The following is a 23080-nucleotide window of genomic DNA, read 5'->3' on the forward strand; positions in this document are numbered from 1 at the left end:
GTCGCCCCGCACTCGGCCCCCGGCGGCCGTCACCCGGCGCCCGGCCGCGGCTCAGTACGGCCGGGCCCGCTGCGCGAAGGCGGGCGACAGCTCGTCCTGCGCGGCGCGCGGGAAGGCGACCGTGGCGGGATCCCCGTCCGAGACGTACCGGTTCTTTCCCGCGGCGAGCTTGTCCAGCCAGCGCGAGGAGCCGAACTCGGCGTCCTCGTCCTTCGGCCCCGCCGAGCGGATCCGGGGGATGGCACCGGGGGCGAAGGACTTCGCGAACGGCGAGACCGACGGGTTGGAGCCCACGAGGTACACCCCGTCGTAGCGGTAGCCCGCCCCCCGCGCGGCGACCCCGGCCGGCTCGGGCATGGCGCCGAAGGGCAGGGCGAGCGAGGTGACCCGGGTCCCGGGCGCGGCCTTCTCGATCGCCCGCTGGCCGGCCGCGATCGCCCGCGCGGCCCCCGCCTGGTCCAGGGAGCGCAGGTTCTCGTGGCGGTCGGTGTGGTTGGCGACCTCGTACCCGTGGTCCTTCAGCCAGGTCAGGGCTTTGGCGGAGCCGGTGGCGGAGAAGGCGTCCGCGTTGACGAAGAAGGTCGCCACCGGCTTGAACGCCGGGTGCTTCTTCGCCGTCTCCGCCAGGATGGCGACGGCGGTGTCCGCAGCCGGGGCGCCGTCCGCGCCGAGCCGCACCTGGCTGTTGGTCGAGTCGTCGAACGTGAGCACCACCGGGTGCGTGCCGGCCGGGATGTCGATGCGGCCCGTCTGGAAGTCCCGTGCGGTCACCGGCACGTAGTCCTCCCGCGCGAGGCGCTCCAGCTCGGCCCGGAAGTCGGCCGGGGTGCGGTCGTAGACGCTCGCCGGCTTCTCGGTGAGCTGGTGGTACATCAGCACCGGTACCTGGCCGAGTTCGTTGGCACCGACCTCGGCCGGGCCCTTCACGGCGACGGGGGCCGCCGCCGGCGACGAGGCGGCGCGGGGCTGTCCGGCGGTCGGCGGCGTACCCGGCGAACAGCCGGTGGCGAGCAGGGCGGCGGCGCCCGCCAGGGCGCCGAGGGGGACGAGCGGGTGGCGCATCGGAGGCCTCTCGACGGCGGATGTGTCGCGCCATACCTACCGGCGAGGGGAGCCCGCCTACCGCACTGTCCCCTGCACGGCGTAGCCGCCGCGCCGGGGGCCTTCGCGGCCGTTCGCGTGAAATGTCGGCGCCGTGCGGAGGCCGGACCGCGCAGCGGCAATGAATGGAGACAGCATCCGCCCGCACCCCCCGGCCCGAAGGACGTCACGATGTCCCGCACCCGCATACCGTACTCCGGCCCCTCCTCCCGCCACCGCCGTCCGGCCCGCCGGGGCGTCCTCATAGCGACGGCCGGGGCGCTCGCGCTGGCCGGGGCGGGCGTCGGCGCCTGGACGTTCCTGGCGCCCGGTCCCGGCATCGAGGGCGTGAGCGACGGCGCCGTCCTCGGCGGCCGCGCCGCCGCCCAGATGAGCGCCTACCTCGCCGCGGGGGTACCCGGCGGCGGGAAGGAGCTGCACGCCACCCTGGACGGCGCGGCGGTCCCCCTCACCGCCGAGGGCACCCGCCTCAGGCTCGGCCTCCCGCAGCTCAAGGAGGGCCGCCACACCCTGGTGGTGGCCGGCGGCAGCAGCCTGCCCTTCACCTCGCGGCGCGAGGTCGTGGGCTTCAGCGTGGACACCACGCCGCCCGAGCTGAAGGTGGCCGCCCCCGAGATCAAGGACGCGGCCGCCCCCGTCACCATCACCGGCACCGCCTCGACCGACGCCGAAGTGAGCGTCAACGGGAAGAAGGTCCCCCTCGACCGGGCCGGCGCCTTCAAGGCCACGGTGGCGAAGGGCACACCCGTCGTCACGGTCACGGCCGTGGACCGCGCGGGGAACACCACCACGAAGGACGTGTCCGCCCGGGGCCGCCGTCCCATGGTCCGGGCCGCCCACATCACGGCCATCGGCTGGGGCGACGACACGCTGCGCGGCGGCGTCCTCGCCCTGGTCCGCAGCGGCAAGCTGAACGCGGTCGAACTGGACGTCAAGGACGAGGACGGCGAGGTCGGCTACGCCTCCCAGGTGCCGCTGGCCCGCCGGATCGGCGCGGCCAAGGGCTACTACGACGCCCGCAAGGCGATCGCCGAGATCCACGCCGCCGGCGCCCAGGTCATCGGCCGCATCGTGGCCTTCCGCGACCCCAAGCTCGCGGCGGCCTCCTGGAAGGACGGCAAGCAGGACCAGCTGGTGCTGACCCCGTCCGGACAGCCCTACGACGGCGGCCACTACGGCGCCCTGTCCTTCACCAACTTCGCCGACCCCGTGGTCCGCAGGTACAACCAGGACCTCGCCGTCGAAGCGGCCCGGCTCGGCTTCGACGACATCCTCTACGACTACGTGCGCCGGCCGGACGGCCCGCTGTCGCAGATGCGCTTCCCGGGCATCGGCACCGCCACGCCCGAGCAGTCCATCACCTCGTTCGTCGCCGACACCCGGACCGCGCTGCGTCCGCACGGCAAGTACCTCGGGGTCTCGGTGTTCGGCATCGCGGCGACCCGGCCCACCGAGATCGCGCAGGACATCGCCGCCCTGGTCAAGGTCACCGACTACATCGCGCCGATGGTCTACCCGTCCCACTGGGCGCCGGGGGAGTACGGCGTCGCCCAGCCCGACACCTCCCCGTACGCGATCGTGCAGCGTTCGCTCGCCGACTTCGCCCGCCAGGCGAAGGGCACGCAGACCGAGATCGTCCCGTGGCTGCAGGACTTCTCGATGGGCAGCACCTACGGGCCGGCCGAGGTGGCCGCGCAGATCAAGGCCGCCGAGGCCAACAGGATGAACTCCTTCATCCTCTGGAACGCCGGGGCCCGCTACCAGGGCGCGGCACTCCAGCAGATCAGCGCGCACTGACGCGCCGCGGCCGGCGCCGGCCGGCCGTGCGGAAGGCGGGTCCCCTGTCGAGGGGGCCCGCCCTCCGCGTGCCGGGTCTGCGGGATCAGGCCTTCAGGATCCGCCCCGACACCGCCAGGGTGACGCGCCGCGGCGTCAGGGCGGCGGCGGCCGCGGAGATCCGGTTGGCCAGGCCGGCGACGATGCTCGGCGGGGTCGTGCCGCGCTCCAGCGCGCGGCGCGCGGCGGTCACCACCTGCTCGGGGGTGGCCATCCGGCCGACGGCCGCGTCCCGGCTGCCCACGACGTCGAAGAACTCGGTGCTGACCGGACCCGGCGAGACGGCGAGCACCCGCAGGGGCGAGGAGCGGGTCTCGTAGGCGACGGCCTCGGTGAAGCTGAGGACGAAGGCCTTGGTGGCGCCGTAGACCGCCATCGCGGGGGTCGGCTGGTACGCCGCCGCGCTCGCGACGGTGACCAGCGCGCCGCGCCCGTCGGCCGCGAGGCCGGGCAGGAAGGCCCGGGTGAGCTCGGTGACGGCCACGACGTTCAGCTGGATCATCTCGTTGATCTGCGCGGGGTCCTGCCGGGCGAACGGGCCGTGGCTGCCGAAGCCGGCGTTGTTGACGAGGGTGTGGACCGTGATCCCGCGGGCGTCGAGCTCCGCGCGCAGCGCCGCCGCGGCACCGGGCAGGGCGAGGTCGGCGGCGACCACGTGGGCCGTGATCCCGTAGCGCTGCTCCAGATCCGCGGCGATCCCTTCGAGCCGGTCGAGGCGGCGGGCGACGAGGACGAGGTCCGCTCCGCGCGCGGCCCACTGGCGGGCGAACTCGACACCGAGGCCCGCGCTCGCCCCGGTGATCAGGGCCACGGTCCCCTGGTATGTCATAGGCATCGTCGGCTGCTCCGTTTCCACGTGTTGAACGGTCTCGAATGTAGGCGGCGCCACCATTGTAGTCAATGACAACATCAGGAAGAGGGGAGCCCGCCTTGACCGAGGGGCCCTACCACCACGGCAATCTCAGGGCCGCTCTGCTGGAGCGCGCGGAGACCGTCCTCACCGAGTCGGGTGCGGACGGCCTGTCGCTGCGCGCCCTGGCCCGCGACCTCGGCGTGAGCCACGCCGCGCCGTCCCGCCATTTCCGCGACCGGCGGGCGCTGCTGGACGCCCTCGCCGTCAGCGGCTTCGACCGGCTGAACGAGCGCCTGCGGGCCGCCGCCGACACGCCCGGGCCGGTGCCGACGCGGCTGGCCGCCCTGGGGCGGGCGTACGTGGAGTTCGCCGTCGCCCACGCGCCCCTGCTGGACCTGATGTTCAGCGCCAAGCACGCCGACGGCTCCAGCGAGGAGCTCCGGGAGCTGGGGCACCGGAGCCTGGACACCACCGCCGAACTGATCGCGCGGGCCCAGGCGGAAGGCGTCGTCCGTGCCGGCGATCCGGCCCGGCTGGCCCAGGTCGCCTTCTCGACCGTGCACGGCCTGGCCACCCTGGCCGTGGGCTCGCTCCTCGACGACACCCCGCTGGCGGAGGCGACCGACCTGGCCCTCGACGTCCTGCTGACCGGCCTGGAGCGGCCCGGCCGGTAGTGCCTCCGGTCCCCGCGGACCCGCCCTGTGCGGAACGGGGCGCGCCGTTCGACGCGGGATCGATTCCCGTTCGAGGAGTTCTCGCTCGCGCCCTGCCACTGTCATCGCGCCAGGCTCCACCGGGGACGAAAGGACTAAGGGTATGACCAAGTCAGGGCGCAGGTTCGGTATCGCTGCTGTGGTGGCCGCGGTCGTGGCCGCGATGATCGCCGTCGTGGGACCGCAGGGAGCCAGCGCACAGGACCAGTCGCGCCGGGGCTGGGACCACTTCGGCTTCGGGGTCCCGTGGGAGGGTTCCTACGGGTACTCGCAGGCCATCCGAGCCGGTGACACGGTGTACATCTCGGGTCAGCTGTCGCACGACGAGGCCGGGAACCTGGTGGGCGTCGGCGACTTCGAGAAGCAGGTGCGCCAGTCGTTCGCCAACATGGACAAGGTGCTCGCGCACTACCGGATCCCGCGCAGCCAGATCGTCAGCATGAAGATCTACACCAAGGACCTGCGCAAGAACTTCGACACGGCGGCGCGCCTGCACAAGGAGTACGTCGGCAACCACCGCACGACCGACACCATCCTCGGTGTCAGCGACCTGGCGTTCCCCGACCAGCTGGTGGAGATCGAGGCCGTCGCGCTGGTGAAGCCGCGCTCCTGAGCGGCCGGGCCGCGCGGGCGACGCCGCGCTCCCGACGAGTGGGCCGCGCGGCCGTTGCCGCGCGGCCCGCTCGTGTGCGCGTCCCCCTACAGCATCGGGTAGGAGTCCAGGAACGAGGTCCAGAACGCGCTCCTGAACGGCAGCGGGTCCCAGCGCTCCATCCCCTCCCGGACGATCTCCTCCACGGCGGCCCAGTCGTGGGGGTTCGGGCGCTCGTCCGGCCCGGGCCGCTCCACCTCGAACTTGTAGACGAGGTAGCCGAGGGAGGAGACGTCGCCGTGGATCCGCTCGTACGCGGTCTCGGAATCGGGGTCGCCGACCCAGATCGTCCCGTCGCCGAGGTGCACGAGGACGACCGCCTGGAAGAGCATGCCCAGCGGTTGCAGCCTTCCGTGCGGGGTGTCGACGGGCCCGGGGTCCAGGTCCTCGGTGAAGGCCGTCCGCCGGCTCGAGGGATCGCGGTCCGCGAGCTCCGCGAGGATGCGGAACAGCCCGTTGGCGTGCGGGATCCCGACCTCGGCCGCGAAGCGCGCGGCGTCCCCGTCCGCCCAGATCCGCGCCGCCGCGTCGGGCCGCAGCCGCAGCAGATCGCCGGGCGCGGCCTGTCGGACGACCAAGGGCCACTCGATCCCCACCAGCACCGCTCGTCCGTCCTCCGTGTCCGCCCGCCCCGGGTCCCCCCGGCCGTACTTCCGCACTCCGCCCTGTGCGCGGCGCTTCCCGCAGCGTAGCGGCCTCCTCCGACGGTCCCGCCGTCGGAGGCGGCCCGTGCCGGCGGCGTCAGGCCGCCACGGCGGGGTCGAGGGCGAAGAGGCCGGCCGTTCCGGTGATCTCCAGCATCCGGATCATCTGGTGGCTGGGTGCCGCGAGCCGGAGGTGATGGCCCCGGTCCCTGGCCTGTTCACGGGCCGTCAGCAGCGCGTTGAGGCCGGCGGAGTCGCAGAAGGACGAGTTCCGCAGGTCGAGGACGATGTCCGCGCCCTCGGGGGCCTCGGAGAGGCCGGCCCTGAGCGAGGCGGTGAGCCGTTCGACGTGGTCGAGGTCCATGTCGCCGCTCACGGGCAGCACGTACCGGTCCGGGCTCGCGGGCGACGTCGGGCGATCGGTGTGCTCGTTGCCGGTGGTCATGGCGTACCTCCTGGTATGCCGTGCTCCTGCCCGCCGGCGGATGCCGCATGCCTGCCCGGTGCGCGCGGCCCGGCTCAGCCGGGGAGGGCGTCGGCCAGGCCCGTGCCGAGGAGGCGGAAGGCCCGGTCTGCGGCGGCGACGGCCTCGGGGTACACCTCGTCGGCGGGACGGCCCGCCTGTACCTGCTCGCTGTTGCGGTCGGCGAGCGCGCGCAGGACCGTGACGATCTGCACCGCCGCGAGCCGCGCGGTGAGCTCGTCGGCCCCCGCCTCCTCCAGCGCCCCGGCGAGGGCCGCGATGCCGCGCCCCGCGTACCGCAGCAGCCGCTCGCTGAGGCTGGCGGTCGTGCTGAGCAGCCGGGCGAAGGCCACGGCGTCGGGGTCGGAGGTGAGCCCGGTGACCGGGTCCCGCCGGGCCAGGGCGTCGAGCTCGTGCGCGTGCAGGGCCGCCAGGGGGCTGGTGCCGGCCGGACGGGAGCGCACCACGCGGGCGGATTCGTCCTCGTGGTCGGCGAACCGGTGCAGGACCAGGTCCTCCTTGGTGGGGAAGTACGTGAAGAGGGTGCGCTTGGAGACCTCGGCCGCCTCCGCGATCTCCACGATCGACACGTCGTCGAACCCGCGGCTCAGGAACAGCCTCAGCGCCGCCTCGAAGATCGTCTGCCGGGTGCGCTGCTTCTTGCGTTCCCGCAGTCCGAGTTGCTCAACCATGGGCCAACGATAGCAAGGGGACACCAAGGCGAAAGTTGCACCTGGTATAGTTATCCACCAAGTGAAGAAAGCTTCCTCGGGAGGTTCCATGAACACGCAGGTCGCCGGTGTCATCGTCGTGGGGGCGGGCGGCGCCGGACTCACGCTCGCCACCGAGCTCGCCCTCGCCGGCGTACCCGCCGTCGTGCTGGACCGGCTGCCCGGCCGCAACCTCCAGTCCCGCGCCGGGGCCATCCAGCCCCGGACCGCCGAGATGCTCGCGCTGCGCGGCCTGCTGGACGACACCCTCGGGCGGTCGATCGACTACCGGCTCGTCGGCGGCCACTTCGCGGGACTGCCCGTCCCGCTGGACTACGCGGCGTGGGACACCCGCTATCCGCACCCCGTGCTGCTCCCGCAGGACCAGCTGGAGGCCGTGCTGGAGGAGAGGCTCACCGAGCTCGGCGGCCGGGTGTTCAGGGAGCACCTCCTGACCGGCCTCCAGCAGGACGCGGACGGCGTCACCGTCACCGCCACCACGCCGGACGGAGGTGAACGGGCGCTGCGGGCCCGCTACCTCGTCGCGTGCGACGGCGCCCACAGCAGCGTGCGCAAGATCGTCGGGGCGGCCTTCCCCGGCGAGCCGGCCACGGTCCGCATGGGCACCGCCGACCTGCTGCTCACCGGTGACGTCGGCGGCGACACCGCCGGGCACATCAGCTCGCGGATCCGCACCTCGCCGGAGGGTCACTTCGCCATGATCACGCCCCTGGCGGACGGGCTCCACAAACTGATCTTCAGCGGCCCGCGGACCATGCGGGCCGAGCGCGACGCCCCGGTGACGCCCGAGGAGGTCCGAGAGGTGCTGCGCGCCACGCACGGCGGGGCGCTCGATGTCGCCGAGATCCGGTACGCCTCCCGGTTCAGCGACGCCAGCAGGCAGCTGGAGCACTACCGCCACGGCCGGGTGTTCTTCGCCGGCGACTCCGCCCACATCCACTCCCCGGCCGGCGGCCAGGGGCTCAACCTCGGCGTCCAGGACGCCTTCAACCTCGGCTGGAAGCTCGCGGCCGTGCTGCGCGGCGAGATCGGTGAAGAGCTGCTGGACACCTACCAGAGCGAGCGGCACCCCGTCGCCGCCCGGGTGCTCGCCCTCACCCGGGCGCAGGGGGTCGTCATGGGCCCGCAGCGCGACGGCGGGATCGGCGAGCTGCGCGACGTGCTCACCGACCTGCTCCGCCTGCCCGACGCCAACCGGTACATGGCCGGTGTGATGGCCGGGCTCGACCTCTGCCTCGCCTCCCCCGACGCCGCCGCCCATCCGCTGCTGGGCCTGCGGATGCCCGACCTCGACCTCGACCTCGTCGACGTCGACGGCGAGCGGGTCCGGTTCAGCGAGCTGACCCGCACCGGACGCGGCGTCCTGCTCGACCTCACGGGCGCCCCCCTCGACGCCGCGGCCCCCTGGGACGACCGGATCACCCGCGTGCGGGCCCGGGCGGAAGCCGGCGCGATCGACGCCGAGGCCGTGCTCGTCCGCCCGGACGGATACGTCTGCTGGGCCGGGGGCGCCGGTCTCACCGCGACGCTCACCCGATGGTTCGGCCCGGCCGGATCCGGGCCCGTGGGGGAGTGAGCGTCCCCGGCGAATGCGCCGCCCCCGTCAGGGCCGGTGCCCGGTGACCGAGCGGCGCGAGACGGGGAAGTCGAAGTAGGTGTCCGGGAAGAGCTCGGGCTTGTGGGTGAAGTGCCACCACTCCTCGGGCAGGTTGACGAACCCCTCCGCGGCCAGCGCCGCCTTCAGCAGCAGGCGGTGCGCGCGCTGCTCCCCCTGGATCCGGGGGTCGTCGGTGTGGGACAGCGTGTCGAAGCAGTCGAAGCCCGTGCCCATGTCGGCGGAGTTGTCCGGGTACCGCTCCGCCTGCGGCGCGTAGCACGGAACGGTTTCCCGGCCCGGTCCCGGCGGGGGCGCCGGGAGCGCCGGGAGCGGGACGATCGTCAGGTCCACGGTGCTGCCGCGGCTGTGCCCGGACTTCCCGGCGATGTAGCCGTCCTCGAACAGCCGCGCCTTGTCGACCCGCGGGTAGAACTCCGCCTTCCGCCGTTCGTCGGCCAGGTCCTCGGCCCACCGGACGAAGTGGTCGACGGCCCGCTGGGGCCGGTAGCAGTCGTACACCTTCAGCGAGTAGCCCTGGGGCAGCAGGCGCGTCTGCGCCCGGTGCAGGGCTTCCGCGGCCGGCCGCGTCAGGATGCAGACGGGCTGCCGGTAGCCGTCGATCCGGTCGCCGACGAAGTTGTGCGCCGACCGGTAGCGCATCTCCTGGATGATCGTGGGGTCGACGGAGTCCAGCGCGACGAATTCCCGGGGCGCCCTGGGCTCCGGAGCCGCGGCGGCGGCGCCCGCGCCGGCGGACGGGGTCGTCGAGAACACGGCGGTGGCAACCAGGGTCATGGCGAGTCGCAGCCTCGTCGACGTGGTCATCTGGTTCTCCCTGGGTCCGGGCCGGTTCGGGAAGGGGCGGACGGACGGTCCTCCCGTCTGGTGGTCCGCCGCCGCGGGATCCATGCGGCGGCCCCCGTGCTCTGTCCGGTGCTGCCTCCTGGATTGGCCGAAACCGACACCTGCCACCGGTAAGCGGTGCCGCTGACGCGGGCCCGCGTCAGCGGCCCGCCGGCGGTTCGAGCGCCGCGGCGACGCGGGCGACCCCGTCCTCCGCGGCCAGCCGGCGGGCGATCCGCCGGGCGCGGTAACGGGAGGAGGGAAGAGCAGCGGTGCGACGTCCCCGCGCGACCCGGCCGTCATGATGGGGATCCTCACCGCGCCAGTGTGACGGCCCGTCCGCACCCGGCCCGCGCGGCACGGCGCGCCCCGGCCGGAATCCTCGGATGCGGCTGCACCCCGGAACCGTCTTGACGGGGGCCGGTTTCCAGCCATTTCGCATTTAGTTAGGTGAGGCTTGCCTAACAATGCTTAGGGTGTCGATATGAACAAGATCATCAGCATGGCCGCCGCGGCCGCGACGGCGGGGATCCTGCTGGCCGGCGGCCCGGCGACCGCCGCCGGCCCGGTGGCCGCGCCCCCCGCCGGCCGGGCGGACGCCCCCGCCGCCGCCCGGCTGGAACTGCCCCGCCCCACGGGCCCGTTCGCCGTCGGCCGCGACACGCTCCACCTCGTCGACGGCAACCGCAAGGACCCCTGGGTCCCGACCGCCGACCGCGAACTCATGGTGTCCCTCTACTACCCGGCCGTCGCCGGCACCGGCGACCCGGCGCAGTACACGACCCTCGCCGAAGCCCGCGCCCTGCTCACCGACCGCGGAGAGCTCGCCCGCCACGCCACCGCGGAACAGGTCGCCGCCGTCCGCACCCACGCCCGCGAGGGCGCGCTGCCGCGCACCGGACACGGCCGCTACCCGCTCGTCGTCCTCTCGCCCGGATTCGGCCTGCCGCGTTCCTCGCTCACCGTGCTCGCGGAGGACCTGACCTCGCGCGGCTACGTGGTCGCCGCGCTGGACCACGCCTACGAGTCCGACGGCACCACCTTCCCCGGCGGGCGGGTGCTCGGCTGCTCCGCCTGCGAGCAGGTGTTCCCCGACCGGTCGCTGAGCCGGGTGTCCGACGCCCGCGCCCGGGACGTGACGTTCCTGTTGGACCGGCTCACGGGGGACCACCCCGCCTGGCGCCGCGCCCGGCTGATCGACCCCCGGCACATCGGCATGGCGGGCCACTCCATCGGCGGCGCCTCCGCGGCCGCGGCCATGGCGGCCGACCCCCGTGTGGCCGCCGGGGTGAACATGGACGGCACCTTCTTCGCCCCGCTGCCCGAAACCGGCCTCGGCAAGCGCCCGTTCCTGCTCCTCGGCGGTGATCCCGCCCTCCTGCCGCCGGACCTCGAGGACACCAGCTGGGCCGACGCCTGGCCCCGGATGGACGGCTGGAAGCGCTGGCTGACCGTCACCGGCATGGGCCACCCCGGATTCACGGACTGGCCCGTCCTCTCCGAACAAGCGGGCTCACCCCACCCCGAGACCCCGCTGTCGGGCACCCGCTCGCAGCAGATCACCCGCGCCTACACGGGGGACTTCTTCGACCGGCACCTCAAGGGCCTGCCCGCACCCCGGCTGGACGGCCCGGCGGCCGCCGACCCCGAGGTGGTCCTCCAGCGGAGCTGAACGCCCCGGCCGCCGCCCGCCTCCCCGCCGCCGGCGGGACGCCTCACCGCCCGTCCGCGCCGAACCGCCAGCGGGTCTGGCTGAATTCCGCGCCCCGTCCGAATCCGAACACGGTACGGGGCGCGACCTCGAAGACCAGCGCACGGCCCGCCCCCGCGTCCTCCTCGGTCGGCGGGGGAGCGGCGGCGGCCGAGGTGCTGTCGAACGCGCCGTCCCGCACCCCGAAGCGCCAGTCCGGGCCGTACTTCCCCTCCCAGGCCGCCGCCAGCCCCGCGAGCCGCTCCTCGTCGGCGACCCGGACCGCCTCGCCCTCGACGACCACGTCGAGGCCCCCGCCGTAGCCGTTGGTGCCGGTGGTGAGGACGACGTGCGGGTTGGCGGCGAGGTTGAGGCCCTTGCGCTCGGTCGGCCCGGTGGCGAAGTGCAGCGCCCCGTCCGCCCAGACGGCCAGCAGCGGCGTGACGTGCGGCCGTCCGTCCGGGCGCACCGTCGTCAGCCAGAAGATCTCGGATTCCTCGAGGCGGGCGGCGGCCTCCGCCCACGGCGTGGCCGTGGCCCCGGGGGAGCTGTAGCGCGCGTCCAGCTCCGTCCGTGGTTCCCGTGCCCGAGCCTGTTCCCGCATCGCGGACTCCTCTCGTCTCGCCGGCTGCGTCCCGGCGCGGGGAGTGGGCGTCCCGGCCGCCGCGGCCCCGCCGGGGTGTCCCGCGTCGAGGCATCATCCCCCGGCCGGGTACGGCCCGCGAAGGACGGCGGCACGGGGACCGGGCGGTGCCACCCGGGTGGGCGAACCCACCGCGGACTTCCCGCCGCCGGAGCGTGCGGGCCCCGCGTGACGGCAGGTCACCGGGCGCGCACCGCAGCCGCGTTGTCAGTGGCGGCCGTTAGCGTCGGGGGTATTGGAAGGGCCGTTTCCCGACAGGAGTGGACGATGACCGAGAACCGTGTGCAGCCCGTGCTCAGGGTCGTGCTGACCGACGTCAACGAGCGCGTGGTGCAGGCCTGGCGGGTGGCGTTCGCGGACACCCCCGGGATCGAGATCCGCAGGGGGTCGATCCTCGACGAGGATGTCGACGCCTGGGTCACCCCGACCAACTCCCGGGGCCGGATGGACGGCGGCGTCGACGCCGTGATCAAGCGGCACCTCGGAGCCGGCATCCAGCTGCGCGTGCAGCGCGCGATCCGTGACCGGTTCGCCGGAGCCCTCCCGGTGGGCAGCGCGGTCTGCGTCCCGTCGGGTGCGACCGCCCCGAGGTACCTGATATCGACGCCGACCATGGTGGAGTCCTCGCAGGACGTGAAGCACACGCTGAACGTGGCCCTGGCGTGCGCCGCCGCCTTCCAGGCCGTCCACCGGCAGAACCGGCAGGTGCCGGGCAGCATCCGCTCGGTCGCGCTGGTCGGCATGGGCGCGCAGACCGGCAGGGTCCCCGCCCGCGTCTGCGCCAACCTGATGTGGACCGGATACACGCTCTTCCACGACCACTGGTTCGAGGACGACGACGAGCTGCGCGCCACGATCACCGCACAGCTCGACGGGATCGAGGACGCGCCGGCCGCGCAGCGGGTGCGGATCACGCCACCGAAAGGGCATTCCTTTCGCCGCTGACGCCGCCCACCCCGCCGGACCCCTCCATCCCACGAGCACGCAGACCGGGAGCCCTTCCCCCATGAGCAACGCCGCCACCCCCGCCCCGTCCGCCCCCGACGACCCGCTGAGCCTCACCGGACTCTTCAAGGGCGGCGGTGAGCCCTGGCTCCCGCTCCTGAAGCCCGTCATCGAGGCACAGCCGGACGCCGCCCGGTTCATCGGCCAGGGCCGCAGCCCGGAGGTCGTCCCCGTCCGCGAGCTGACCTTCCAGGCCCTCAAGCCGAATCCGCCGCACAAGTGGAAGGTCGTCGTCTTCGGCCAGAACCCCTACCCGCGGCCGGAGAGCGCCACCGGCATCGCGATGTTCGACAACACCTTCAACGACTGGAAGGACAGCCAGTTCGGCAGGGTCGTCAGCATCCGCTGCCTCATCAAGGCGGCCGCGATGTGGAAGTACGGCATCGCCAAGAAGACGCCGATCGCCGACGTCCGCGCCCTGTTGAAGGAGCGGGACACGGTCCAGCCGCCGGAGTGGTTCCAGGCGATGCTCACCCAGGGCGTGCTGCTGCTGAACGCCGCCCTCACGGCCAGCGCCGACGGCGCGATGGGCGCGGACCGGCACACCGCGTTCTGGCGGCCCGTCGCCGAGCGCATCGTGGAGGAGATCCTCAAGGCGAAGCAGGACGCCGACGAGGAGGACCGCAGCGTCGTCTTCGCCTGGTGGGGCGCCCACGCCCGCAGCCTGAAGAAGGTCGTCCTGCGCCTCCAGGAGAAGTATCCGCAGGTGGAGGTACGGCACATCGACCACGCCAACCCCGCCGCCCAGGGCGACATCTTCTGCGAGGGCGACCACTTCGCCACAGTGAACGACGCCCTCGCCTCGCTGGGCGCCGAGCCGGTCGACTGGCTGCCGAGCAAGGGCTGGAACCAGGGTGGCGGGGGAGCGTCCGGCGCCGGAGCGGACGGCGATGTAGCGGCCCGTATGGGGGCGTTCATCGCCTCGACCATGGAACTGCACCAGCTGTACCTGGAGCGGCTCACCAGCGTCAAGGACGAGGGCCTCGTCCTGCCGGCGATCACGGGCGTGTTCGACACCCCGCTGATGGGATTCCGGGAGGCGCTCGCACCGGTCGCCGAGGTGCTCTCCGGCCTCGGCCGCCACATCGACCGCTCCTTCGAGTTCGGCAAGCGCCGGGCCGACGGGACGTCCGCCGCCGGCCGGCTGTCGGCCGACGCGATCGCCGCGCTCCACCTCTACACCTGCGAGTCCGCCTTCTACCGTGAGATCAACGCCGTCCTGCGCTCCCCGGACCGGACCAGGGTGGTGCCCTACGTCCCCTACCTCCGGCTGCTGTTCTCGGCGGTCTCGGAGCTGCCCGCCCACACCCGGCCGCTGTGGCGCGGCGTGTCGCTGGACCTGCGGGCGCAGTACCCGGTGGGCGGGACGGTGACCTGGTGGGGCGTGTCCTCGTGCACCTCCGAGCTGAGCGTGGCCCGTTCCTTCCTGGGGAGCCGGGGCAAGCGGACGCTCTTCGAGGTGACGCCCTCCCGGGCGGTGGGGATCCGGAGCTTCTCGGCCTTCACCGGCGAGGAGGAGTACATCCTCGCGCCGGGCACCCAGCTCAAGGTGACGGAGGTGAAGACCGAGCGCGGAGGCCTGTGCACGGTGAGGCTGACCGAGGCGGAGGCCGGCCCCCTGATCTCCTGACGGAAGGGGCCGCCGCCGACGGGTCCGCGGCGCGAGCGGCCGGTGCCCGGCGGATAATGGTGCCGCCGCGGACCGCCCCCGCGGCACCCGTCGAGGTGGAGGACGAAGGACCGATGACCCTGAGCGAAGGCCAGCGGGTGAAGCTCGCCGCGGACATCGCGCTGGCCGATGCGGTCGCGCGGCCCACCGGGGCCGTCGTCGGCTTCCTCTCCCTGGGCGAGGGCGCCGCAGGCACGGTCGAGCGGGTGGACGGGCGGCGACCCCCCGCCCCTGCGGTCCTGGAGTACGAGCGGCTGAAGTCGCTGCTCGGCGACTACGGCCACACGATGCCCGCGGAGAGCAGGAAGCGGCTGGAGGAGGAGGTCGCGGCCCTGGAGCCGGAGTGGGCCGCGTTCCAGCGCGAGGGGAGCCGGGTGACGGTCCGGGTCCGCTTCGACAACGGCTTCGTCCTCGACGGGGCCCACGAGGACGTCCTCACCCCCGCCTGACCGCCCGGCCCGGTCAGCCCTCCGCCTCCTTGCGGGCGCGGAAGGCCGCCGCCTTGGTGCGGTTCTGACAGGCCGTCGAGCAGAACTGGCGTGCGGCGTTCCGGGAGGTGTCGACGTACACCCGGTCGCAGCGGTCGGCCCGGCACACGCCCAGCCGGCCCGTCAGGCTGCCGGCCACCGCCAGGGCCAGACCGGTGGCGCAGGCGGCGCTGTGGCCCGCAGCGAAGGAATCGTCGGCGCCGTGGAAGTGCAGCTGCCACGGGGCCTCTGCGCCGCCCCCGCCGCCTCCGCCGCCCGCCGTCCGGTCCAGGCGCGGCCGGGCCCCGCTGTCGCGCAGCAGGCGGTTGACGGTGGCGGCGGCATCGTCCGGCCTGTCGTCCTGCACGGCCTGGAAGACCTCGCGCATGCTCCGTGCCGTCGCGGCCAGGTACTCCGCCTGCGCGGCGTCGATGGTGCGCGGGAGGGAGCCCGCGGTGTGCGACACCGCGGCGTCGACCGCCGCCGGCAGCTCCGCTCCGCGGGGTGCGGCGTAGGGGCGGCCCCGGGCCTGCCCGTCGGTCAACGCGTTCACGAGCGCCGCGGCGTGGTCCAGCAGCACCGCGACGTGACTGTCGAACATCACTTGACCGGTCACTCCTTCGATGGCTAGCGTTCGTAACTGACATTAACCCATTCGGTAGTTACGTGACCATGAGGGGGAGGCGTGCCGCGGAGCGTGTGGCTGCTGGTGGCGGCGCGGGCGATCAACCGGATGGGCGCCTTCTCGCTGCCCTTCCTGACCGTCCTGATCAGCGTGGACTTCGGTACGAGCGCGACCACCGCGGGCCTGGTGTCGGCCGCTTTCGGCCTCGCGAGCATCCCGTCGCGGCTGGCCGGCGGCCGACTCGCGACCGTCCTCGGGCGCCGCCGCACGATCGTGCTGGGCCTCACCGGATGCGCCGTCGCGCAACTGGGGATCGCCGCCTCGGGGTCCCTCGCCGAGGTGGCCGTCTTCGCGGTCCTGCTCGGCCTGGCGTTCGAGCTGTACGAGCCGCCGAGCCAGGGGCTGATCGCCGACGCGGTGGGCCCGGCCGACCGGGTCCGCGCCTACGGCCTGCTCAACGCCGGGCTGGCCGTCGGGGGTGCCGGAGCGGGTCTGCTGGCCGCGGCCCTGGGCCGCTGGGACCTGCGCCGGCTCTTCGTCGTCGACGCCCTCACCTGCCTGCTGTGCGCGCTGGCGCTGCACCTGGCCCTGCCCGCCGACCGGACCGGCCGTCCCGCCGTCCGCCGCGGCGCGGGGGCGCGGCCCGCACGCCCCTGGAGGGACCGCGCGCTGTGGGCCGTATTCGCCTCCGGTACCCTCTTCGCCCTCGTCTCCCTGCAGATCGTGATGGGCCTGCCCCTCACCCTGGCCCGCCGCGGACTCCAACCCGCCGACGCGGGAGTGCTGTTCACCGCCTCGGCCGTGACCGCCGTCGCCTTCCAGCCGGCCCTGCGCCTGCCCCGCCTCGCCTCGCTCTCCGACCCCGCGGCCCTCGCGCTCGGCCACGTCCTGCTGGCGCTCGGCCTGGGTGGATACGCGGCCTCGTCCGGCCTCCCCGCGTTCGTGGGGGCCACGGTCCTGTGCGGCCTCGGGGAGGTGCTCGTCCTGGGCCGGGTCTTCAGCGTGGTGGCGGGCCTGGCGCCACCGGGCGGCGCCGACGGCTACCTCGCCGCGTACGGCACCAGCTGGGGCATCGCCACGGTCGCCGCCCCCGTCACCTCCACCCAGGCGCTCGAACACCTCGGTGCCACCGCCCTGTGGGCCGCCACCGCGGGGCTCTGCCTCGCCCTGGCGGCGGTGCAACTCCTCGTCGTCGGACCGCTCGTCGGCGCCCGGCGCCCCGGCGGGGACCCCGGCCGGGGGAGCCGGCCGAAGGGCGTCGCCGGGCCGTGGCGGCGGGCGGTCTGACACCGCCGCCGGGACGCGCGCCCCGTCACCCGAATGCCGGACCATGCCGTTCCTTCCGTGCGGAAACGGGGCGACCTGTGCTTTCCTGAGCCGCCTCGCAGCGTTGCGAGAGCACTACACGGAGTGAAGGGGATGCCGTCGTGAGCGTTCTGGACATGAAGCTGGACCGGTCGTTCGACGTCTTCGACTCGGACCGCGACGGGCGGCTGGAGAAGTCGGACGTCACCGGCCTCTCGGACCGGCTCGCCGAATCGCTGGGCTGCGCGCCCGACGCCGTGGCCCAGCTGCGCGCCTCGCTGGCGGACCTCTGGGACACCGTCTTCCAGAAGATGGACCGCAACGACGACGGGGGCGTCGACCGGCAGGAGTTCCGCGCGGCGTTCCGGGCGCGCATCGTCACCGACCAGAACCGGATCTGGGAGCGCATCAGGAACATGAGCAACGCCTGGACCGAGCTCGCCGACCGCGACGGCGACGGCATGCTCAGCCGCGAGGAGTACACCTCCCTGCTCCACGGCATGTTCCGCCTGCCCCGCGAGACCTTCGACGAGGCGTTCAACCGGCTGGACGTCGACGGCGACGGGCAGCTGAGCCGCGCCGAGATCAGCTCCGCGATGAAGGAGTACTACACGAGCGAGGACCACACGGCCCGCGGCAACCAGTTCTTCGGCCGCCTCTGAGCCCGCCGGGCCCGCCGCGGCCCGGCCCGCGGCGGGCCCGTACCCCGGGGCGCCCCTCCGCCGTGCGCTGAGCTGCCGTTTCCGAGGTTAGGGTGACCGTATGACCGTGCTCGTGTACGAAGACTTCGGTACCGGACGCCACCGTGAGGCCTCCCTGATCCGCCATGCCCTGGGCAGCGTCCACGACGAGGAGTTCGTGGCCGGCCTCGCCGGCGGCATCGGCTTCCTGTACTACGTCTTCGCGTACGAGGGCAGGCCGCCGCTCGTGTCGATCGTGGCCCAGGCCCACCCCGAGCCCTGGGTGCAGGTCGCGCTCGGCCGCCTGGGGGTGCCGTACGAGGCCACCCGCGCGATGAACCCCCGCTGGGGCCGGGTCCGCGCCGCGCTCGACGCCGGGCAGCCCGCGTTCTGCGTGGTCGACCGCTCCGCCCTGCCCTGGCACGGGCCCGACCTGGACGCCGAGATGACCGGCACCGACGCGCACACCGTCGTCATCGCCGGGTACGACGGCGACGACCTGCTGGTCGAGGACGGTGCCGAGACCCCGTACCGGATCGACCGCGAGGAGTTCGGGGCCGCCTGGACCGCGCACCGCAAGGGCCGACACCAGCTGATCGTGCCCACCGGGCCGCCCGAGGGGGAGCCCGATGTGGCGGGGGCGATCGCCTCCACCGCCGCGCACTTCGACGGCCCGGTCCTGGGCAACGCCTTCGACGTGAACTTCGGCTTCAGCGCAATGGAGGGGCTCGCCGCCCAGCTCCGCGACAGCAGCACCGGAACGGGCTGGGAGCACCGGTTCGGCGGCACGCCGGAGGCCTTCCGCGCGGGCACCGGGCGGCTGTACGCCTGCCTGGAGGAGGAATGGACCGCCCCGGGCGCGACCCGGCCGCTGTACGCCGACTTCCTCGACCTCGTCGGACGCCCGGAGGCGGCGGGGCTCTTCAGGGAGTCCGCCGGCCACTGGTCGGAGCTGGCCGCGCTCGCCCGGGACGCGGCCCCGGACGCCGGTCCGGGAGAACGCCGGGCGCTTTTCGACGCGTGCGCGCGGCACGTGGACCGCTGCCTGGACCTGGAGCGCCAGGCGGTCCGGTCGCTGAGGGGCTGACGGGGCGGCCCCGCCCGCACTCTTGACGGATGGTCTGGACCAAACCTACGGTGAGCCGCATCGGCCCGCGCACGCCCCCGGGCGGCCCGTCCCGCAGGCGATCGCGCTCACGGTAGTCCTTCCCTCCCGGTCACTCCGGCCTGCCCGCCTGCCCGCCCGTCCGGGCGCGGACGGCGCGAAGGGAGCACCCCCCATGATCCGTCGGACCGTCCGCCTCCTCGCCCTCGGCCTCGCCGCCGCGCTGCTGGGCCAGTTGCCCGCCGCGGCGGCCACCCCGCCGCCTCCCGGCCCGCGCGCACCCGACACCTGCGCCGTGCGGCCGAAGCCCGCCGGCAAGGTCCTCCAGGGGTACTGGGAGAACTGGGACGGCGCCGCCAACGGCGTCCACCCGCCCCTCGGCTGGATCCCCCTCACCGACAGCCGCATCCGCGCCCACGGCTACAACGTGGTCAACGCGGCCTTCCCGGTCATCCGCTCGGACGGCACCGTCCTGTGGGAGGACGGGATGGACAGCACGGTCAAGGTGCCGACGCCCGCCGAGATGTGCCGGGCCAAACAGGACGGCCTCACCGTGCTGATGTCCATCGGCGGCGCGGCCGCCGGCATCGACCTCGGCTCCAGCGCCGTCGCCGACCGCTTCGTGGAGACGATCGTCCCCCTCCTCCAGAAGTACAACTTCGACGGGATCGACATCGACATCGAGACCGGCCTCGTCGGCTCGGGGAGCATCACCCGGCTCTCCCCGTCGCAGTCCAACCTGATCCGCATCATCGACGGCGTGCTCGCCCGGATGCCGGCCGGCTTCGGCCTCACCATGGCCCCCGAGACCGCCTACGTCACCGGCGGCAGCGTGGCGTACGGCTCGATCTGGGGCGCGTACCTGCCCATCGTCAAGAAGTACGCGGACAACGGCCGCCTGTGGTGGCTGAACATGCAGTACTACAACGGCAGCATGTACGGCTGCCACGGGGACTCCTACTCCGCGGGGACCGTCGCGGGCTTCACGGCGCAGACGGACTGCCTCGACCGCGGCCTGGTCGTCCAGAACACCACGGTCACGGTGCCCTACGACAAGCAGGTCCCCGGCCTCCCGGCCCAACCGGGCGCCGGGGGCGGCTACATGGGCCCGGGCCCGGTCTCCCAGGCGTGGAACACCTACGGCGGCCGGCTCAAGGGACTGATGACCTGGTCGCTCAACTGGGACGGGTCCCGGAACTGGACCTTCGGCGACAACGTCCGCACGCTCCAAGGCCGTTGAAGCAGGAGGCCGCCGGCACACCGCCGGACCGGGGACCGCGCGGGGGAGAGGTGCCCCACGGGCGGACGTGCCGGTACCGGGCACCCCTGGAACACTGGGAGGCATGAGGACCACCGGCGCCCGGTACGGCAGGACGGGCCGCGCGGCGTGGCGTGCGTACGCGGCGACCGCGGCGGCGGTCGCCGCGACCGCCGCCGCGGGAGCGCGGGCCGCGGACGCGGACAGCACCTGGTACCGCGCCCTCGCCAAACCCTCCTGGCAGCCCCCGCCCGCCGTGTTCCCCTGGGTGTGGGGACCCCTGTACGCCTCCCTCGCCTACGCGGGCGGCCGGGCGCTCAGCGGGACGCGGGGGCGCGCCCGGCGGGAGCTCGCCGGCAGCCTGGCCTCGAACCTGGTCCTGAACGCGGCATGGAGCTGGACCTTCTTCGGCCTGCGCAGCCCCCGGGCCGGCGTCGTGGGGACGCTGCTGCTCGACGCGAGCAACATCGAGCTGATCCGGCGGACGGCGCGCACCGACCGGCCCGCGGCCGCCTGCCTGCTCCCCTACGCCGCCTGGTGCGCCTTCGCGACCGCCCTGAACGCCGCCCTCGCCCGCCGCAACCCCCCACCCGGCCGCTGACCGGCGGACCGCCGGCCGGGGGGGCTGGGCGCGGGGCTGCCGAGGGCCCGGCACGTGCGGGGCGGGAGTGGCGCACGTGTTCGCGGGATCCCCGTGCCGGTGACGCTCGCCCGTCCTGGTCCCGAGCCGGGGTCACCGTGCGGGATCATGAGGGGTGCAATGCGGGCCGGACGTGGAGAGGGCGCCTTGATGGGGGTGGAGCACACGCCGCAGACGGCGACCGTCGCGGGGCTGCTCGCAGCGGCTGCGGAGGGCCAGGGCGGGGCGCTGTGGCGGCTGCGGGGCGCCGACCGCCAACTCGACGCCAACGTGGTGCGCCACCTGCCCGGCGCCGGGGGAGCGCTCTCCACCGAGGACGCGGTCGACGTGATGATGGTCGTCCTGTCGGGCACCGGCATCCTCACCCTCGACGGCGCCCAGTCGCACCTCGCCCCGGGGTTCCTGGCCCTGCTGCCGCGCGGTGCCGCCCGGGCGCTGCTGGCCGGCCCGAAGGGCCTGGTCGTCCTGACCGTCCACCGCAGGCGCCGGGGGATGAGCATCGCGCCGGCCGCCCCCGCCGCCCCGCCCCCGCCGTGCGCCCTGCACCTGGTCTGCGCCCGGTGCCACCGGCACGCGATAGAGGTCGACGCCCGCTACTGCTCCGGCTGCGGCGCCCGGCTGGCCGGCCGCCCCGCGGGCGGCTGATCCCCTCCCGGCCGTTGCGCGGCCCGCTCGTCGACCGGGACGCCGAGCCGGTCGGCCACCGCGGTGAGGGCCGTCCCGAGCGGGAGCCCGACCCGGGTGACGGCGTGGCCGTCGCCCCGGGTGCGGTCCCGGTTGACGATCAGCACCGGCGTTCCGGCCGCGGCGGCCTGGCGGACGAACCGGAGCCCGGACATCACCGTCAGCGAGGAGCCCAGGACCAGGAGCGAGGTCGCCCCGCGGACCAGGTCCCGGCAGTGGTCCACGCGTCGTGGCGGCACGGATTCGCCGAAGAACACCACGTCGGGCTTGAGGATGCCGCCGCAGACCGCGCAGGGCACCACGCGGAAGTCTCCGACCTGGTCCGGGGTGAGGTCGGCGTCGCCGTCCGGGTTGGTGCCGGCGGGGACGGGCTCGTAGCCCGGGTTGGCCTCCTCCAGCCGCCGCGCCAGTTCGCGCCGGGGGCTGGCGTCCCCGCAGGAGAGGCAGACGACCCGGTCCAGGCCTCCGTGGAGCTCCACGACGTCCTCGCTGCCCGCGGCCTGGTGCAGGCCGTCGACGTTCTGGGTGATCACACCCGAGAGCAGGCCCCGGCGCCCGAACGCGGCCACGGCCCGGTGGCCGGCGTTGGGCCGGGCCCGGCCGAACGTGCGCCAGCCCAGGTGGCCGCGCGCCCAGTAGCGCTGACGGGCCCGGGCGCTGGCGGTGAAGTCCTGGTAGGTCATGGGGGTGTGCCGGCTCAGGCTCCCGTTCTCGCCGCGGTAGTCGGGGATGCCGGACTCCGTGGAGATGCCGACCCCGCTGAGCACCAGGACCCCGCCGGCGCGCAGCGCGTCGGTGACGGGCCCCAGGTCGGTGGTGGCCGGCGGCGGCTCCTCGGTGGGGGTCCAGTCCAGGGTGGGGCGCATGCGCATGCCTCCAGGGTACGGACCCGCAGGCGCGCAGGGACGGGGCGGACGCACGCCGCGCAGGGACGGGGCGGACGCACGCCGCGGCGTGCCGCGGCCGGTCTGCCGTGGCACGCCGTGGTCCGGCGGGTCGCGGTCCCCCGCGCGGTGGCTGCGGGGCCGCGGGGCGGATCAGTTGTGGTGGTGGTGTCCGCGCCGGCCCCAGGACTCGGTGTCGATGACGTTGCCGCGGTTGTCGCGGAGCGTGGCGGTGTCGCGCTCGTCCCAGATCTGGCGGCGGCGGTCCTGGTAGACGTCGCGGTGGGTGTCGCGGCCGTTGCCGGTGTGCACCCTGACGCTGGAGCGGCCGTCGAGGCGGAAGTCGTTGAAGCGGTAGCGGTTGCCCTGCTTGTCGGTGAGGGTGTATCCGCGCAGGTTGACGCCGTGGCGGCCGGTGTTCTTGACCTCGACCCACTCGCTGTTGAGGGCGCGGTTGTCGTGTCCGCGGCCGGCGTTCTCGACGTCGCCGATGACGATGGTGGAGCGGGCTCCGCGGTGGTCGCCGCGGTGGTCGTCGGCGGCGGCCGGTACCGCCGCGGCGCCGATGAGGGCGCCGACGGCCAGGACGGCGGCGAGCGTGCGGCGGGTGGTGAGGGAAGCGGACATGCAGGTGGCTCCTTCAACGGTCGGCACGGCCCGGCCGTGTACAGGCCGGGCAGGCTCCGAACAGTCCCGGCGTCCTGCCGGGAAGCCACACTCTGCCCCCATTCGCCATCGAACCCGATGAAGACATGGCGTATTGCCCAATCTAGACATTTCCGTGACTCTCCCTTGTAGGGGCGGACGCGACGGCCCCGTCGTCCCGCCGTTCGCGCTTCCACGCCGGTTCGGGAGGCGGCCGGCGCGGCCGATAGGGTCGACGGCGACATCCGGGCCCGTGGCCGGCGGACGGACCTCGGGCCCGCTCCGGCCGGATCCGGTACGGCCCGCCACCTAGCAGGGAGTCGAGAACCGATGTACGTTCCGCCGTG

General features: G+C 74.3%; 24 protein-coding genes. 14 read left to right on the forward strand and 10 right to left on the reverse strand.

Annotation, left to right across the window (positions count from 1 at the left end; translation table 11 throughout):
* Positions 1-51: 51 nt before the first annotated feature.
* Positions 52-1062 (reverse strand): polysaccharide deacetylase family protein, encoded by a 1011-nt coding sequence (locus tag ACIRBY_RS02930; RefSeq protein ID WP_403895102.1) that lies wholly within the window; start codon positions 1060-1062, stop codon positions 52-54.
* A gap of 210 nt (positions 1063-1272) precedes the next feature.
* Here ACIRBY_RS02930 and ACIRBY_RS02935 point away from each other — a divergent pair, with 210 nt between their 5' ends.
* Entirely contained in the window at positions 1273-2898 is a 1626-nt protein-coding gene (locus tag ACIRBY_RS02935) for a putative glycoside hydrolase (RefSeq protein ID WP_403895105.1), read from the forward strand.
* Positions 2899-2983: 85 nt separating this feature from the next.
* On the opposite strand, the gene ACIRBY_RS02940 is transcribed toward ACIRBY_RS02935, so the two are convergent.
* Positions 2984-3772: an SDR family NAD(P)-dependent oxidoreductase gene (locus ACIRBY_RS02940; protein ID WP_403895107.1), complete on the reverse strand. Its 789-nt coding sequence runs from the start codon at positions 3770-3772 to the stop codon at positions 2984-2986.
* Positions 3773-3867: 95 nt separating this feature from the next.
* On the opposite strand from ACIRBY_RS02940, the gene ACIRBY_RS02945 reads away from it, so the two are divergent.
* Positions 3868-4464: a TetR/AcrR family transcriptional regulator gene (locus tag ACIRBY_RS02945; RefSeq protein WP_403895109.1), complete on the forward strand. Its 597-nt coding sequence runs from the start codon at positions 3868-3870 to the stop codon at positions 4462-4464.
* A gap of 142 nt (positions 4465-4606) precedes the next feature.
* On the forward strand, positions 4607-5116 hold the full coding sequence (locus ACIRBY_RS02950; protein ID WP_403895112.1) for a RidA family protein: 510 nt from the start codon (positions 4607-4609) through the stop codon (positions 5114-5116).
* A gap of 86 nt (positions 5117-5202) precedes the next feature.
* Here ACIRBY_RS02950 and ACIRBY_RS02955 read toward each other — a convergent pair whose 3' ends face one another.
* From ACIRBY_RS02955 to ACIRBY_RS02965, 3 genes are all read right to left on the reverse strand, one after another.
* A complete protein-coding gene (locus ACIRBY_RS02955; protein WP_403895115.1) occupies positions 5203-5733 on the reverse strand; it encodes an SUKH-4 family immunity protein in 531 nt (176 codons plus the stop codon).
* Between the two features lie 163 nt (positions 5734-5896).
* The gene (locus tag ACIRBY_RS02960) at positions 5897-6244 is read right to left on the reverse strand and encodes an STAS domain-containing protein (RefSeq protein ID WP_403895118.1); all 348 of its coding nucleotides are present in this window, start codon (positions 6242-6244) and stop codon (positions 5897-5899) included.
* Between the two features lie 74 nt (positions 6245-6318).
* The gene (locus ACIRBY_RS02965) at positions 6319-6954 is read right to left on the reverse strand and encodes a TetR/AcrR family transcriptional regulator (protein ID WP_403895121.1); all 636 of its coding nucleotides are present in this window, start codon (positions 6952-6954) and stop codon (positions 6319-6321) included.
* An 88-nt stretch (positions 6955-7042) separates the two neighbouring features.
* On the opposite strand from ACIRBY_RS02965, the gene ACIRBY_RS02970 reads away from it, so the two are divergent.
* Positions 7043-8569 carry an FAD-dependent monooxygenase gene (locus ACIRBY_RS02970; RefSeq protein ID WP_403895124.1) on the forward strand — a complete coding sequence of 509 codons (1527 nt, stop codon included), beginning with the start codon at positions 7043-7045 and terminating at the stop codon, positions 8567-8569.
* 27 nt (positions 8570-8596) lie between these two features.
* Here the strand turns inward: ACIRBY_RS02970 and ACIRBY_RS02975 are convergent, their stop codons facing one another.
* The gene (locus ACIRBY_RS02975) at positions 8597-9385 is read right to left on the reverse strand and encodes a M15 family metallopeptidase (RefSeq protein ID WP_403895283.1); all 789 of its coding nucleotides are present in this window, start codon (positions 9383-9385) and stop codon (positions 8597-8599) included.
* Between the two features lie 532 nt (positions 9386-9917).
* Here ACIRBY_RS02975 and ACIRBY_RS02980 point away from each other — a divergent pair.
* A complete protein-coding gene (locus ACIRBY_RS02980; protein ID WP_403895127.1) occupies positions 9918-11105 on the forward strand; it encodes an alpha/beta hydrolase family protein in 1188 nt (395 codons plus the stop codon).
* A gap of 43 nt (positions 11106-11148) precedes the next feature.
* On the opposite strand, the gene ACIRBY_RS02985 is transcribed toward ACIRBY_RS02980, so the two are convergent.
* Positions 11149-11727, reverse strand: a complete 579-nt coding sequence (locus ACIRBY_RS02985) for a pyridoxamine 5'-phosphate oxidase family protein (RefSeq protein ID WP_403895129.1) — start codon at positions 11725-11727, stop codon at positions 11149-11151.
* 306 nt (positions 11728-12033) lie between these two features.
* On the opposite strand from ACIRBY_RS02985, the gene ACIRBY_RS02990 reads away from it, so the two are divergent.
* From ACIRBY_RS02990 to ACIRBY_RS03000, 3 genes are all read left to right on the forward strand, one after another.
* A complete protein-coding gene (locus tag ACIRBY_RS02990; RefSeq protein ID WP_403895132.1) occupies positions 12034-12711 on the forward strand; it encodes a macro domain-containing protein in 678 nt (225 codons plus the stop codon).
* A 61-nt stretch (positions 12712-12772) separates the two neighbouring features.
* Positions 12773-14401 carry an ADP-ribosyltransferase domain-containing protein gene (locus ACIRBY_RS02995; protein ID WP_403895134.1) on the forward strand — a complete coding sequence of 543 codons (1629 nt, stop codon included), beginning with the start codon at positions 12773-12775 and terminating at the stop codon, positions 14399-14401.
* 113 nt (positions 14402-14514) lie between these two features.
* Complete coding sequence (locus tag ACIRBY_RS03000) at positions 14515-14889, forward strand: hypothetical protein (protein WP_403895137.1); 375 nt, start codon at positions 14515-14517, stop codon at positions 14887-14889.
* A 13-nt stretch (positions 14890-14902) separates the two neighbouring features.
* On the opposite strand, the gene ACIRBY_RS03005 is transcribed toward ACIRBY_RS03000, so the two are convergent.
* The gene (locus ACIRBY_RS03005; protein ID WP_403895286.1) at positions 14903-15508 is read right to left on the reverse strand and encodes a CGNR zinc finger domain-containing protein; all 606 of its coding nucleotides are present in this window, start codon (positions 15506-15508) and stop codon (positions 14903-14905) included.
* 84 nt (positions 15509-15592) lie between these two features.
* On the opposite strand from ACIRBY_RS03005, the gene ACIRBY_RS03010 reads away from it, so the two are divergent.
* From ACIRBY_RS03010 to ACIRBY_RS03035, 6 genes are all read left to right on the forward strand, one after another.
* Positions 15593-16819: an MFS transporter gene (locus ACIRBY_RS03010; protein ID WP_403895140.1), complete on the forward strand. Its 1227-nt coding sequence runs from the start codon at positions 15593-15595 to the stop codon at positions 16817-16819.
* A gap of 140 nt (positions 16820-16959) precedes the next feature.
* Positions 16960-17499: an EF-hand domain-containing protein gene (locus tag ACIRBY_RS03015; protein ID WP_390691154.1), complete on the forward strand. Its 540-nt coding sequence runs from the start codon at positions 16960-16962 to the stop codon at positions 17497-17499.
* Between the two features lie 100 nt (positions 17500-17599).
* The gene (locus tag ACIRBY_RS03020) at positions 17600-18604 is read left to right on the forward strand and encodes a BtrH N-terminal domain-containing protein (RefSeq protein WP_403895142.1); all 1005 of its coding nucleotides are present in this window, start codon (positions 17600-17602) and stop codon (positions 18602-18604) included.
* Between the two features lie 193 nt (positions 18605-18797).
* Positions 18798-19862: a chitinase gene (locus ACIRBY_RS03025; RefSeq protein ID WP_403895145.1), complete on the forward strand. Its 1065-nt coding sequence runs from the start codon at positions 18798-18800 to the stop codon at positions 19860-19862.
* A gap of 103 nt (positions 19863-19965) precedes the next feature.
* Positions 19966-20481 carry a TspO/MBR family protein gene (locus ACIRBY_RS03030; RefSeq protein WP_403895148.1) on the forward strand — a complete coding sequence of 172 codons (516 nt, stop codon included), beginning with the start codon at positions 19966-19968 and terminating at the stop codon, positions 20479-20481.
* A gap of 189 nt (positions 20482-20670) precedes the next feature.
* Positions 20671-21165 carry a hypothetical protein gene (locus ACIRBY_RS03035; RefSeq protein WP_403895151.1) on the forward strand — a complete coding sequence of 165 codons (495 nt, stop codon included), beginning with the start codon at positions 20671-20673 and terminating at the stop codon, positions 21163-21165.
* Here the strand turns inward: ACIRBY_RS03035 and ACIRBY_RS03040 are convergent.
* Complete coding sequence (locus ACIRBY_RS03040; protein ID WP_403895154.1) at positions 21114-22076, reverse strand: NAD-dependent protein deacetylase; 963 nt, start codon at positions 22074-22076, stop codon at positions 21114-21116. The two genes, ACIRBY_RS03035 and ACIRBY_RS03040, sit on opposite strands and share 52 nt — an antisense overlap.
* A gap of 165 nt (positions 22077-22241) precedes the next feature.
* Complete coding sequence (locus ACIRBY_RS03045; protein ID WP_403895157.1) at positions 22242-22715, reverse strand: lamin tail domain-containing protein; 474 nt, start codon at positions 22713-22715, stop codon at positions 22242-22244.
* Positions 22716-23080: the final 365 nt, after the last annotated feature.

It is taken from the genome of Streptomyces sp. NPDC096136 (genome assembly GCF_044763325.1).
Taxonomy (GTDB): Bacteria; Actinomycetota; Actinomycetes; order Streptomycetales; family Streptomycetaceae; genus Streptomyces.

What these genes read in the sequence shown, in the direction of transcription:
- ACIRBY_RS02950 (WP_403895112.1), top strand. Translation starts at nt 4,607, where the DNA reads ATGACCAAGTCAGGGCGCAGGTTCGGTATCGCTGCTGTGGTGGCCGCG.
- ACIRBY_RS02960 (WP_403895118.1), bottom strand. Translation starts at nt 6,244, where the DNA reads ATGACCACCGGCAACGAGCACACCGATCGCCCGACGTCGCCCGCGAGC.
- ACIRBY_RS02980 (WP_403895127.1), top strand. Translation starts at nt 9,918, where the DNA reads ATGAACAAGATCATCAGCATGGCCGCCGCGGCCGCGACGGCGGGGATC.
- ACIRBY_RS03025 (WP_403895145.1), top strand. Translation starts at nt 18,798, where the DNA reads ATGATCCGTCGGACCGTCCGCCTCCTCGCCCTCGGCCTCGCCGCCGCG.
- ACIRBY_RS03040 (WP_403895154.1), bottom strand. Translation starts at nt 22,076, where the DNA reads ATGCGCATGCGCCCCACCCTGGACTGGACCCCCACCGAGGAGCCGCCG.
- ACIRBY_RS02985 (WP_403895129.1), bottom strand. Translation starts at nt 11,727, where the DNA reads ATGCGGGAACAGGCTCGGGCACGGGAACCACGGACGGAGCTGGACGCG.
- ACIRBY_RS03005 (WP_403895286.1), bottom strand. Translation starts at nt 15,508, where the DNA reads ATGTTCGACAGTCACGTCGCGGTGCTGCTGGACCACGCCGCGGCGCTC.
- ACIRBY_RS02930 (WP_403895102.1), bottom strand. Translation starts at nt 1,062, where the DNA reads ATGCGCCACCCGCTCGTCCCCCTCGGCGCCCTGGCGGGCGCCGCCGCC.
- ACIRBY_RS03000 (WP_403895137.1), top strand. Translation starts at nt 14,515, where the DNA reads ATGACCCTGAGCGAAGGCCAGCGGGTGAAGCTCGCCGCGGACATCGCG.
- ACIRBY_RS02935 (WP_403895105.1), top strand. Translation starts at nt 1,273, where the DNA reads ATGTCCCGCACCCGCATACCGTACTCCGGCCCCTCCTCCCGCCACCGC.
- ACIRBY_RS02970 (WP_403895124.1), top strand. Translation starts at nt 7,043, where the DNA reads ATGAACACGCAGGTCGCCGGTGTCATCGTCGTGGGGGCGGGCGGCGCC.
- ACIRBY_RS02940 (WP_403895107.1), bottom strand. Translation starts at nt 3,772, where the DNA reads ATGCCTATGACATACCAGGGGACCGTGGCCCTGATCACCGGGGCGAGC.
- ACIRBY_RS02965 (WP_403895121.1), bottom strand. Translation starts at nt 6,954, where the DNA reads ATGGTTGAGCAACTCGGACTGCGGGAACGCAAGAAGCAGCGCACCCGG.
- ACIRBY_RS03030 (WP_403895148.1), top strand. Translation starts at nt 19,966, where the DNA reads ATGAGGACCACCGGCGCCCGGTACGGCAGGACGGGCCGCGCGGCGTGG.
- ACIRBY_RS02990 (WP_403895132.1), top strand. Translation starts at nt 12,034, where the DNA reads ATGACCGAGAACCGTGTGCAGCCCGTGCTCAGGGTCGTGCTGACCGAC.
- ACIRBY_RS03020 (WP_403895142.1), top strand. Translation starts at nt 17,600, where the DNA reads ATGACCGTGCTCGTGTACGAAGACTTCGGTACCGGACGCCACCGTGAG.
- ACIRBY_RS03045 (WP_403895157.1), bottom strand. Translation starts at nt 22,715, where the DNA reads ATGTCCGCTTCCCTCACCACCCGCCGCACGCTCGCCGCCGTCCTGGCC.
- ACIRBY_RS02975 (WP_403895283.1), bottom strand. Translation starts at nt 9,385, where the DNA reads ATGACCCTGGTTGCCACCGCCGTGTTCTCGACGACCCCGTCCGCCGGC.
- ACIRBY_RS03035 (WP_403895151.1), top strand. Translation starts at nt 20,671, where the DNA reads ATGGGGGTGGAGCACACGCCGCAGACGGCGACCGTCGCGGGGCTGCTC.
- ACIRBY_RS02995 (WP_403895134.1), top strand. Translation starts at nt 12,773, where the DNA reads ATGAGCAACGCCGCCACCCCCGCCCCGTCCGCCCCCGACGACCCGCTG.